Source organism: Methylobacterium sp. CM6246, assembly GCF_054818005.1.
On sequence record NZ_JBTXKY010000001.1, the window covers coordinates 4,770,858 to 4,782,541 of the forward strand.

Below are 11,684 nucleotides of genomic sequence, written 5' to 3' on the forward strand. Positions count from 1 at the left end.
ATCATGGGCCGCCCAACTGGTTGATGTGGTAGGCATTGAGCTTGACCATTTGGGGGAACGGTCGCACCGGCGGCTCGAATTGCGGCGGCAACCCCAGGATCGGGGCGACCCGCTCGATCACCTTGCCGGTGACGACGCCCGAGTTCCACGCCGCGGTGGCGTAGCCGCCCGATTCCGGCAGGCCCTGCGGCTCGTCCATGATGGTGATGAAGAGGTATTTCGGGTCGTTCATCGGCGCCGCCGCCATGAAGGTGGTGAAGAGGCGGTTGTGGATGTACCGCCCGCCGATCACCTTCTCGGCCGTGCCGGTCTTGCCGCCGACGAAGTAGTACGGGACCGCCGCCTTCTTGGCAGAGCCCTCGGCCGCGTTGAGGCGCATGATGTAGCGCATCGCCTCGGAGGTCTGGCCGGAGAGGACGTGCGTGGCGCGGGCCTTGTCTTCGGGCGCCGCCTTCAGGAAGGTCGGGGTGATCAGGTCGCCACCGTTGGCGATGGCGGCGACGGCGGCCGCGGCCTGGATCGGTGCCACCGCGATGCCGTGGCCGAATGCGATCGTGATCGTGTTGATCTCGGTCCAGCGGGATGGGACGATCGGGGCGGCGCTCTCGGGCAGCTCGGTGCGGAGCCGGTCGAGCAGGCCCATCTTCTTCAGGAAGGCCTTGTGGCCGGGTACGCCGACGCCGAGCGCCATCTTGGCCGAGCCGATGTTCGACGAGTGCGTGAACACCTCCGGCATTGTGATGACGCGGTTGGTGCCGTGATACTCGTGGATCTTCTGCCGGCCCCAGTTCAGCACGCCACCGCGGGTGTCGAAGGTCGAGTTGACGTTGTACTTACCGGAATCGAGGGCCATGGCCAGCGTCATCGCCTTGAAGGTCGAGCCCATCTCGTAGACGCCGACATTCATGCGGTTGATGCGGTCGGGCGAGAGCGCGTCCTTCGGGTCGTTCGGGTCAAAGTCCGGCATCGAGACCAACGCGATGACCTCGCCGGTCTTGACGTCGAGGATCATCGAGGCGCCGGCCTTGGCCTTGAAGTGGTCGATGCCCCAGGCCAGCTCGTCGCGCACGGCGAACTGGGCGCGCAGATCGATGGACAGCTGCACCGGCTTCAGGTCGGCCTGCTTGCTGACCAGCCCGAAGCTGTTGAGCGCCTGGAGGCCGGTCGAGTCGATGTACTTCTCCATGCCGGCGATGCCGACGCCGTCGAGATTGGTCGCGCCCAGGATGTGGGCGGCGGCGACACCGTTCGGGTAGACCCGCTTGTGGTCCGGCAGAAAGCCGATGCCGGGGATGCCCAGGCGGTGGACCTCGGCTTGTTGTTTCGGAGTGAGCTCGCGCTTCACCCAGACGAAGCCCGCGCCCTTCTTGTCCTTGCGCGAGGACAGCTTGGCGCGCAGCTCGGAGGCGTTGAGTTCCGGCAGGACCGCGGTCAGCAGCTCCACCGCCTCGTCCTTGTCGTAGATGTTTCCGGGCTCGGCGAAGACCGAGACGGTGCGGATGTCGGTGGCCAGGATCTCGCCGTTGCGGTCGACGATGTCGGGCCGGAACGCCGTCGAGGACGCGGCCGCGACCCGGTGCTCCTGGCTCGGCGGATCGCCGAACACGGCCATCATCAGCAGCTTGGCCGAAATCGTCCCGAACACCCCGACGAACACCAGCCCGACTAAAGCGACGCGCATGTGCGAGCGCTCGATGGCGAGCCGGAACATGCTCCGCACGAACGCCTTGGCGCGGACGGCACGCATGTCCGGGTGCAGCGCCCGGGCGGCGGCCTCGAGCGCCGACGCATCCTGCTCCGACACGGCGTAGTGCGCCGCCTCGTGGGCCGGTGCGTCGGTCTCCCGCACAGCGTGCTCCGAGATCTGCGCCTCGGCAGCCGCGTCTCTGATCTGGTCGGCGTCTTCGGACACGGGTGATTACCTCGAAGCGGTATTCGGGGTGCGGGTCGTGGTGACGGTGCGGGTGATCGAGCCGGTGGTGCGCGGCTCGATCCCGCCCTTGTCCTTGGGTGTCGCGGTCGCGGCGAGCAGCCGGCCGATCTCGTCGCCGCGCTCCGGGCGGGCGGGCAGGTCCGACAGGCGGGCCAGGTGGCTGGTCCCGATCGGCTCCAGCGCGAGGTGCTTGTCCACCGCGGCCTGCAGCCGGTCCGGCCGGGTCAGGAGCTGCCACTCGGCGCGCAGCACCGCGATCGCCTGCCGCTCCTTGTGCAGCGCGGTCTGCAGCTTCGAGACCTGACCGCCCTGGTAGAGCGTGTCGTACTTGATCGAGTAGGCGTAGATCGCCGAGGCCACGAGGCCGGCGACCGCCAGGAGGTTCAGCAGGCGGATCATCGGCGATGGCCCCCGCGGGCGGCGTCTGGCAAGCTCGCGAGCGCGTGGAGCGCCGCGAGCGGTTCGGGCAGATCGGATTCGGTGCGCTCCGCGGCCCGGAGCTTGGCCGAGCGGGCGCGCGGGTTGCGGGCGATCTCGGCCTCGCCCGGCAGGACCGGACCCTTGGTGACGAGGCGGAAGCTGCGGATCGTCTCCGCTTGGCCGACCGGCAGGTGCCGCGAGCCCTGGGCGGCCCGGCCGCTGCGGGCGGCGAAGAACTGCTTGACGATCCGATCCTCGAGGGAATGGAACGTCACCACCGCGAGCCGTCCGCCCGGGGCCAGGACCCGCTCGGCGGCGTGGAGCGCCCGCACCAACTCGCCGAGTTCGTCGTTCACGGCGATCCGGAGGCCCTGGAAGGTCCGGGTCGCGGGATGGATGTGGCTGCCGGGCTCGACCCACACCACGCTGGCGACCAGCTCGGCGAGCTGGGCGGTGGTCTCGATCCGGCCGCGGCGGCGGGCCTCGTGGATGGTCCGGGCCACGGCCCGCGAGCGCCGCTCCTCACCGTAATGATAGATGATGTCGGCCAGCACGGTCTCGTCGGCCTCGTTCACGAGGTCCGCGGCGCTGGGGCCGTCATTGCCCATCCGCATGTCGAGGGGGCCGTCGTTGCGGAACGAGAAGCCCCGCTCCGGGACGTCGAGCTGCATCGACGAGACGCCGATATCGAGTACGACTTGGTCGACGTGGCTTTCGCCGGCCTCGGTGAGCAGCGCGTCGAGATCCCCGAACCGGCCCCGCACGAGGCGCAGGCGCCCGCCGGCCTCGCAGGCCAGGGCCTGCCCGCCGGCGATCGCCAGCGGGTCGCGGTCGATGCCGATCACCTTGAGCGTCGGATCGGCCGCCAGCAGCGCGCGGGTGTAGCCGCCGGCTCCGAAGGTGCCGTCGACGGCGAGGCCGCCCTCGAGCTTGAGCGACTCGACGACTTCGCCGAGCAGTACCGGCACGTGAGGCTGGGCGGATGCGGCAGGTCCGTCGCGGTGCGCGGACGCCGTCTCGGCCGGGGGGCGGCGCCGAATCATGCGCGCCTCGCCGGGCCGGTGCGGGGACAATCGGGGGTTCGGCGCGATCCGGGGATTCCGGCGCGGATGCGGCTCGTGCGTCTCATGGTGCCCTGTGCCGGGCCGCGCGGGCGCGGCGCGCGTGACGGGAACGGCACCGGATGCGGAGCGCGCGAAACGCCGCGCACGGACGGGACCTGCACCTGTGCAGGTTACGTCCGGCGATCCGATACACGCCGTTGACGGGAGGATGCCGGGTATCATGGGCCTCGGAGGATCGTCAACGCGCGAGCCTGGCGCTGGCGAGCCGACCGATCTGACCCCGGTACGGTTAACCGAAGGTTTTTGCCGGGCGCGAATCTGGCACCTCGCGGAGCTTGTAGAGCTCGTCCGCGATCGCCGCGCCGGAGGGGTCCGGGGGTGGTTGGATCAGCCGGCCTATAAGCCGGGTTCTGTAAGGCCGGAACGCTCGCGCGCGCCGACGTGGCGGCCATTCCTCTGGGACGGTCGTTGCCGACCGCCTCGAGCAACCAACCCGGGCGACTGGCCTGGAGAGCGGGCCTGCTCTTCTCGCGAAGGGCGCGCCGCCCCTATTCGGTCTTGCTCCCGGTGGGGTTTGCCGTGCCGTCCGCGTTGCCGCGTCCGCGGTGCGCTCTTACCGCACCCTTTCACCCTGACCCCGGACGCGTCCGGGGCGGTCTGCTCTCTGTGGCACTGTCCCTGGGGTCGCCCCCGCCGGACGTTATCCGGCACCGTCTCTCCATGGAGCCCGGACTTTCCTCCCCGGACGCTGATGCACCCGGAGCGGCCGCCCGGCCGGCTGATCCGCGGGCAGATGCGCCCGCGCCGCCGTCCGGGTCAAGAGTCGCAGATGGATTACCAGCTGCCGGTGTTCTCCATCGACGTCCAGGGCTCCTGCGGCTCCTTGGCGGCGCCCTTCTGCAGGATCTCGATCGAGATGCCGTCCGGCGACTTCACGAAGGCCATGTAGCCGTCGCGGGGCGGGCGATTGATGGTCACGCCCTTGTCCTGGAGCTGGGTGCAGAAGGCGTAGATGTCGTCGACCTGGTAGGCGAGGTGCCCGAAGTTGCGGCCGCCCGAATAGGTCTCCGGGTCCCAGTTGTAGGTCAGCTCGACCAGCGGCGACTTGGTCGCCTGTGCCCGCTCGACATCGCCTGGGGCGGCCAGGAAGACCAGGGTGAAGCGGCCCTTCTCGTTCTCGACGCGGCGGACTTCCTTAAGCCCGAACGCGCCGACGTAGAAGGCGAGCGCCCGGTCGAGATCGGCCACCCGGACCATGGTGTGCAGGTATTCCATCTGGCGGCTATCCCTCTTTCGGAGCGAGGGCCGTCACGACGCCCTCAGCGGAAACGAACATGACCGGCGGGGCCGGCCTCCGTCCTAGCTAGAGCGCGCGTCCCCGGCCGAGTAGGCCACCCGGGCCGGTCATGGCTTGCCGATGCCGATATCGTCTGCCACCGCCCGCAGCCGCTCCGGCTCCCGCTCCTTACGCTCGCTGTAGCGGTCGACGAGATAGTCGGCCCGCTCGCGGGTCAGCAGCGTGAACTTCATCAACTCCTCGCAGACATCGACCACGCGCTCGTACAGCGGCCCCGCCTTCATCCGGCCGGCCTCGTCGAACTCCCGGTAGGCCATGGGCACGGAGGATTGGTTGGGGATGGTGATCATCCGCATCCACCGCCCGAGCAGGCGCAGGCTGTTCACCGCGTTGAAGCTCTGCGAGCCGCCCGAGACCTGCATCACCGCCAAGGTGCGCCCCTGCGTCGGCCGCACCGAGCCTTCGCTGAGCGGTAGCCAGTCGATCTGGCTCTTCATCACGCCGGTGAGATTGCCGTGGCGCTCCGGCGAGACCCAGACCTGCCCCTCCGACCACAGCGACAGCGCGCGCAGTTCCTGCACCTTCGGGTGGTCGGCCGTGGCATCGTCGGGCAGCGGCAGGCCGTGCGCATCGTAGATCCGGACCTCGCCTCCCATGGCTTCGAGCAGGCGCGCCGCTTCCTGGGCCAGGAACCGGCTGAACGAGCGCTCGCGCAGCGAGCCGTACAGGATCAGGAAGCGCGGCGCGTGCGCATAGGGAAGCGCGATTGCAAGCTGCGCCGCGCTCGGCACCGCGAAATGGGGGCGGCTGAGATTCGGGAGGCTGTCGTCGAAGGGCTGGGCGGGCTTGTCCACGGTCAGGCATTCTCGTATGTTCGTACGATCGTTTGATTGTAGAAACGAAAATGGACGAACTGCAAGCCCTCGCGGCCTTCATGGCGCTTGGTCAGGAGCACCGGTTGCGGGCGCTGCGGGCGCTGGTGAAGGCCGGCCCGGACGGCATGGCCTCCGGGGCGCTGGCCGGCGCCATCGGCGTGTCCGCCTCGACTATCTCCTTCCACCTGAAGGAGTTGCAGCAGGCTGGACTGATCGGATCGCGCCGTGCCGGGCGCTCCATCATCTATAGTGTCGCCTATCCGGTTCTCGCCAGTTTGGTCGCATTCCTCATGACGGATTGCTGCCAGGGACACCCGGAGATCTGCGCGCCCGCGCTCGCCGCCTGCGGCCCCGGAACCAACGAGGTGGACCATGCCTGATTGCGCCTTCGACGTGGTGATCTACCACAACCCGGATTGCGGCACCGCGCGCAACACCCTGGCGATGATCCGCAACGCCGGCATCGAGCCGCACGTCGTCGAGTACCTCAAGACACCGCCAGCCAGGGCACTGCTCGAGCAACTCCTTGCCCGCGCCGGCCTCTCGGTTCGGGATGCGCTGCGCGAGAAGGGCACGCCCTATGCCGAACTCGGCCTCGCCGACCCGGCCCTGACCGACGCGCAGCTGCTGGATGCCATCCAGGCGCACCCGATCCTGCTCAACCGGCCGCTCGTGGTCAGCCCGAAGGGTGTCCGGCTGTGCCGGCCGTCCGAGCGGGTGCTCGAGCTGCTGCCGCAGCAGCAGGGCGCGGTCGTCAAGGAAAGCGGCGAGCCGGTGGTGGACGAAGTCGGCCGCCGCGTCGGTCTCGCCTGACCCGGCGCCGGAAAGATCCCCGTCCGCATGCTCGCGCTCGTCATCTTCGTCGTCACCCTGATTTTCGTCATCTGGCAGCCGGGGGGATTCGGGATCGGCTGGAGTGCCCTGATCGGTGCGGGCGTGGCCCTCGCCACGGGGGTGATCCAGCCGGCCGACGTGCCGGTGGTCTGGCACATCGTCTGGGACGCGACCTTCACCTTCGTGGCCCTGATCATCATCTCGCTGCTGCTGGACGAGGCCGGCTTCTTCCACTGGGCGGCGTTGCACGTCGCCCGATGGGGCGGCGGGCGGGGCCGGTGTCTGTTTCCCCTGGTGGTGGTGCTGGGCGCCGCCATCGCGGCCGTGTTCGCCAATGACGGGGCGGCGCTGCTGCTGACGCCGATCGTGCTGGCGATCCTGTTGAAGCTCGCGTTCAAGCCGCAGGCCGCCCTGGCCTTCATCGTCGCCTGCGGATTCGTGGCGGATTCCACCAGCCTGCCGCTGGTGATCTCCAACCTGGTCAACATCGTCTCGGCGAACTTCTTCGCCATCACCTTCGGGCGTTACGCCGCCGTGATGGTGCCGGTCGATCTGGTGTCGCTCGCCGCCACGCTGCTGGTTTTGGGGCTGTATTTTCGGTCCGCGCTGCCGGTCACCTACCCGGTCGACGAGCTGGAATCGCCCCGCGACGCGATCCGCGACCCGCTGCTGTTCCGGGCGGCGTTCCCGCTGCTCGGCCTGCTGCTCGGGGCCTACTTCGTCACGGCGCCGTTCGGGGTGCCGGTCTCGGTGGTCACCTGCGCGGGCGCGGCCATGCTCCTGCTCCTCGCCCGGACGGGCGGCCGCATCCCGATCCGCAAGGTGCTGGCCGGCGCGCCGTGGCAGATCGTGCTGTTCAGCCTCGGCATGTACCTGGTGGTCTACGGGCTCCGGAATGCCGGGCTGACCGATGCGCTGGCCGGCGGCCTGGTTTGGCTCGCCGGTTACGGGCCGCTTGCGGCGACGCTCGGGGCGGGCTTCGGTGCCGCGATCCTGTCCTCGGTCATGAACAACATGCCGAGCGTGCTCATCGGTGCGCTGGCGATCCAGCAGGCGCCCGACCTGTCGCCGCTGATGCGCGAACTGATGATTTACGCCAACGTGATCGGCTGCGACCTCGGCCCGAAAATCACCCCGATCGGCAGCCTCGCCACGCTGCTGTGGCTGCACGTTCTGGCGAGCAAGGGACAGCGGATCGGCTGGGGCCAGTACATGCGGATTGGCCTCGTCATCACCGTGCCGGTGCTGCTCGTCGCCCTGCTGGCCCTGGCCCTGTGGCTGCCCCTGCTCGGGACGGGATGATCCGGTGGCAGATCGGACCCGCCGCTGGCCGGTGATCTCCGCGCTGGGCGTCGTGCAGATCCTCGCCTGGGGCTCGACCTACTACCTCCCGGCCGTGATGGCCGAGCCGATCGCCCGGGATACCGGATGGCCGCTGGCCTGGATCGTCGGCGGCCTGTCCCTCGGCCTGCTGGTTGCGGCGGTGGTGTCGCCGCGCGTCGGGAGCGTCATCCAGGCGCGCGGGGGGCGGCCGGTCCTGGCTCTGGCGGCCCTGCTGCTGGCGGCGGGCCTCACGGTGCTGGGCCTGTCCCCGACCCTGCCGGTCTTCCTGGCCGGTTGGCTGATCCTCGGCGTCGGCATGGGCTGTGGCCTGTACGATCCTGCCTACGCCACCTTGGGACGCCTGTACCGCGCCGAGGCGCGGTCCGCGATCACGGCTCTGACGCTGGTGGGCGGCTTCGCCAGCACCGTGTGCTGGCCGCTCACGGCGTTCCTGGTCGCGCAGGTCGGCTGGCGGGGGACCTGCTTCGCCTATGCCGGCCTGCACATGACGGTGACGCTGCCGCTGGTCCTCGCGCTGATCCCGCCGGCCCCTCCCCCGGTGGTGGTGACGACCGGGCAAGGGGCGCCCGTCGTACCGCTGACGGACTGGCAGGTCCGGGCCTTCCTGCTGATGGCCGGCGTGCTGGTGCTCGGCGGCACCATCATGGCGCTGGTCTCGGTGCACCTGCTGACCCTGCTGCAGGCCCGGGGCGTCACCCTCGCCACCGCCGTCGCGTATGGCGGCCTGATCGGGCCGTCGCAGGTCGCCGCGCGGCTGATCGAGATCGCCAACCGGGGCCGGCATCACCCGCTCTGGACGCTGACCGCCGCCTTCGCGCTGGTCGCCTGCGGGCTGCTGCTGCTGGCGTCGCACGAGTCGGTGATCGGCCTCGCCCTGATGATCTATGGGGCCGGCAACGGCGTCTACTCGATCGCGCGCGGTACCGTACCCCTCGTGCTGTTCGGGCCCGACCAGTATGCCGGGCTCGTCGGCCGGCTGGCCCGGCCCGCGCTGGTGGCTCAAGCTATTGCGCCGCCGCTCGGCGCCTTCCTGCTGGAGCGGATCGGGCCCGACGCCCTGTGGGGCCTGCTGGCGCTGCTCGCCGCCATCAACCTCGGCCTGATCGGCGGGCTGTGGCGGCTGAAGGGCGCGGCTCAGAATCGTCCCGGGTGCGGCACGACGCGCTGAGGTTTCCGATCATGGGCCCTCACGCCCCGACCGCGTTGCGCCGGGCCGCGCGAGGGACCAGAACGGGCCAGCCCCCGATCCGGAGAGAGCCGAATGCGCACCGAGACGCCGCCGCTGATCCGCCTGGAGGAATACCGGCCGAGCGACTATCTAATCGACCGCGTCGACCTCGATATCCGTCTCGATCCGCACGCCACGCGGATCGACGCGACCCTGGCCCTGCGTCCGAACCCCGGCGGCCGCGCGGGCGCGCCGCTTCATCTCGACGGTGACGACCTCCGGCTGGTCTCGGTCACCCTCGACGGTACGGCGCTCGCCGCGGATGCCTACACGGCCACGCCATCGGGCTTCGGCCTGCACGCACCGCCCGGGCAGCCATTTACCTTACGCCTCGTCACCGAGATCGACCCGACCGCCAACACCAAGCTGATGGGCCTCTACCGGTCGAACGGGGTCTACTGCACCCAGTGCGAGGCCGACGGCTTCCGGCGGATCATATACTTCCTCGACCGCCCCGACGTCATGGCGGTCTACACCACTCGGATCGAGGCGGACCGGGCCGAGGCTCCGGTTCTGCTCGGCAACGGCAACCTCGTCGAATCCGGTTCCGCCGGGACCGATCGGCATTTTGCGATCTGGCACGACCCGCACCCGAAGCCCGCCTACCTGTTCGCCCTGGTCGGCGGCCGGCTCGGCCAGGTCGAGACGCGCTTCACCACGATGGAGGGGCGCGCCGTCACCTGCGCGGTCTACGTCGAGCCCGGCAAGGAGGACCGCGCCGGCTACGCCCTCGACGCGGTGGTCCGCTCGATGCGCTGGGACGAGACCGCCTTCGGCCGTCCCTACGACCTCGACGTGTTCAACGTCGTCGCGGTGTCCGACTTCAACATGGGCGCCATGGAGAACAAGGGCCTCAACATCTTCAACGACAAGTACGTTCTAGCGAGTCCGGAGACCGCCACCGACGGGGATTACGCGGCGATCGAGGCGATCATCGCCCACGAGTATTTCCACAATTGGTCGGGCAACCGGGTCACGTGCCGGGACTGGTTCCAGCTCTGCCTCAAGGAGGGGCTGACGGTCTTCCGCGACCAGGAATTCTCCTCCGACATGCGCTCCCGGCCGGTCCACCGGATCGCCGAGGTCCGGTCCCTGCGGGCGCGGCAGTTCCCCGAGGATGCCGGCCCCCTCCGCCACCCCGTGCGGCCGCGGGCCTATGCCGAGATCAACAACTTTTACACGGCCACCGTCTACGACAAGGGCGCCGAGATTGTCCGGATGCTGCGCACGCTGATCGGCCCGGACGCGTTCCGGGCCGGCATGGACCGCTACTTCGCCGACAATGACGGCCGCGCCGCCACCGTCGAGGACTTCTTGGCCGCCTTCGCGGCCGTGACGGGCCGCGACCTCTCGGCCTTCGCCCGCTGGTACGAGCGGCCCGGAACGCCGCGCCTGACGGCGACGATGGCGTACGATCCGGCTGCGTCCCGCTGCACCCTGCGGTTCACCCAGAGCCTGCCCGGCGAGGGCGGCCGGGACACGCCGCCGCTGGTGATCCCGGTGGCGCTCGGGCTGGTCGGTGCCGCGGGACCGCTCTCGGGCGCGACCTGCCCAGATGTGCGAGACGGCATCTTCGTCCTCGACGAGACAGAGGCCGAGATCGTGTTCGACGGGGTCACCGAGGAGCCCGTGCCGTCGCTGATGCGCGACTTCTCGGCCCCGGTGCGCCTGGATTTCGCGCTGACCGACGCTCAGCGCTTGCGCCTGCTCGCGCAGGACAACGATCCGTTCAACCGCTGGCAGGCGGCGCAGGACGTCGCCCTCCGACTCATCCTCAACCCCGATCCTGCCCGGGCCGACGCGTTCGCGGAGGCGCTCGGGCGCTTCCTGGACGGCGAGGCGCTGTCCGACCCTGCTTTCGCAGCCCTGGTTCTGGCCCTGCCGAGCGAGGGCGAGGCCGCGGACGCGCTGCTGTCGGACGTCGATCCCGATGCGATCCACGGGGCCCGGTTCTCGCTGCGGGCGCATCTTGGCCAAGTTCTGCGGCCGCGCCTGGAGCGGCTCGACGCCGCCCTCGCGGCAGCCGACGACGCGGCGTACAGCCCGGACGCAGCGTCGGCCGGGCGCCGGTCCCTGCGCAACGCCGCCCTCGACCTGATCGCGGCGGGCGACCCCGAGACCGGGGCATCGCGCGCCGCGGACCGTCTGGCGCGCGCCACCAACATGACCGACCGGTTGGCAGCGCTCGGGATCCTGGCGCTGATCCCCGGTCAGGCCCGGGAGGGCGCGCTGGCGGGCTTCGCGGAGCGCTTCGCCGACGAGCTGCTCGTCCTCGATAAGTGGTTCGCCATCCAGGCTCAGATCCCCGAATCCGGGACCTTGGAACGAATCGCCCGGCTGAAGTCCCATCCGGCCTTCACCATGACCAACCCGAATCGGGTGCGTGCCGTGGTGGGAAGCTTCGCCTTCGGCAACCCGACTCAGTTCGCTCGGGCCGATGGCGCCGGTTTTTCGCTCGTCGCCGATACGGTCGCGGCCCTCGATTCGGCCAACCCACAGGTTGCTGCGCGGCTCCTGACGGCCTTCGGATCCTGGCGTCGGCTGGAAAAATCGCGGGCTGCCAAAGCCGGCGAAATGCTTAATCGGATCAAGGCCATCCCGGGCCTCTCGCGGGACTCCGCGGACATCGTCGCGCGCACCCTCGGAGGCGGCTAAGATACTGAACTTGCGGTAGAAAACGATTCTCTGG

10 protein-coding genes and 1 other RNA gene are annotated in these 11,684 nt (G+C 69.8%); 5 read left to right on the top strand and 6 right to left on the bottom strand.

The window, feature by feature from the left end; all coding sequences use genetic code 11:
• Position 1 precedes the first annotated feature (1 nt).
• The 6 genes from ACYQPG_RS23080 to arsH form a co-directional block, all read right to left on the bottom strand.
• Positions 2–1,912 carry a peptidoglycan D,D-transpeptidase FtsI family protein gene (locus ACYQPG_RS23080; RefSeq protein WP_147938130.1) on the bottom strand — a complete coding sequence of 637 codons (1,911 nt, stop codon included), beginning with the start codon at positions 1,910–1,912 and terminating at the stop codon, positions 2–4.
• 6 nt (positions 1,913–1,918) lie between these two features.
• Positions 1,919–2,332 (bottom strand): cell division protein FtsL, encoded by a 414-nt coding sequence (gene ftsL, locus ACYQPG_RS23085; RefSeq protein ID WP_147856841.1) that lies wholly within the window; start codon positions 2,330–2,332, stop codon positions 1,919–1,921.
• The gene (gene rsmH / locus ACYQPG_RS23090) at positions 2,329–3,396 is read right to left on the bottom strand and encodes a 16S rRNA (cytosine(1402)-N(4))-methyltransferase RsmH (RefSeq protein ID WP_419830311.1); all 1,068 of its coding nucleotides are present in this window, start codon (positions 3,394–3,396) and stop codon (positions 2,329–2,331) included. Before rsmH ends, ftsL begins: the two co-directional genes overlap by 4 nt.
• A 404-nt stretch (positions 3,397–3,800) precedes the next feature.
• Positions 3,801–4,199, bottom strand: an RNA gene (gene rnpB, locus ACYQPG_RS23095) — RNase P RNA component class A.
• A gap of 52 nt (positions 4,200–4,251) precedes the next feature.
• Entirely contained in the window at positions 4,252–4,692 is a 441-nt protein-coding gene (locus tag ACYQPG_RS23100; RefSeq protein WP_147907446.1) for a VOC family protein, read from the bottom strand.
• 129 nt (positions 4,693–4,821) lie between these two features.
• Complete coding sequence (gene arsH / locus ACYQPG_RS23105) at positions 4,822–5,568, bottom strand: arsenical resistance protein ArsH (RefSeq protein WP_461231837.1); 747 nt, start codon at positions 5,566–5,568, stop codon at positions 4,822–4,824.
• A 50-nt stretch (positions 5,569–5,618) separates the two neighbouring features.
• On the opposite strand from arsH, the gene ACYQPG_RS23110 reads away from it, so the two are divergent.
• The 5 genes from ACYQPG_RS23110 (at position 5,619) to pepN (ending at position 11,650) form a co-directional block, all read left to right on the top strand.
• A complete protein-coding gene (locus tag ACYQPG_RS23110) occupies positions 5,619–5,969 on the top strand; it encodes an ArsR/SmtB family transcription factor (protein ID WP_419830312.1) in 351 nt (116 codons plus the stop codon).
• A complete protein-coding gene (gene arsC, locus ACYQPG_RS23115; RefSeq protein ID WP_147907449.1) occupies positions 5,962–6,402 on the top strand; it encodes an arsenate reductase (glutaredoxin) in 441 nt (146 codons plus the stop codon). The genes ACYQPG_RS23110 and arsC overlap by 8 nt, the downstream gene beginning before the upstream one ends.
• Positions 6,403–6,429: 27 nt before the next feature.
• Positions 6,430–7,725 carry an arsenic transporter gene (locus tag ACYQPG_RS23120; protein WP_461231838.1) on the top strand — a complete coding sequence of 432 codons (1,296 nt, stop codon included), beginning with the start codon at positions 6,430–6,432 and terminating at the stop codon, positions 7,723–7,725.
• Between the two features lie 4 nt (positions 7,726–7,729).
• The gene (locus tag ACYQPG_RS23125; RefSeq protein ID WP_461231839.1) at positions 7,730–8,935 is read left to right on the top strand and encodes an MFS transporter; all 1,206 of its coding nucleotides are present in this window, start codon (positions 7,730–7,732) and stop codon (positions 8,933–8,935) included.
• A gap of 93 nt (positions 8,936–9,028) precedes the next feature.
• Positions 9,029–11,650 carry an aminopeptidase N gene (gene pepN / locus ACYQPG_RS23130; RefSeq protein WP_461231840.1) on the top strand — a complete coding sequence of 874 codons (2,622 nt, stop codon included), beginning with the start codon at positions 9,029–9,031 and terminating at the stop codon, positions 11,648–11,650.
• Positions 11,651–11,684 lie beyond the last annotated feature (34 nt).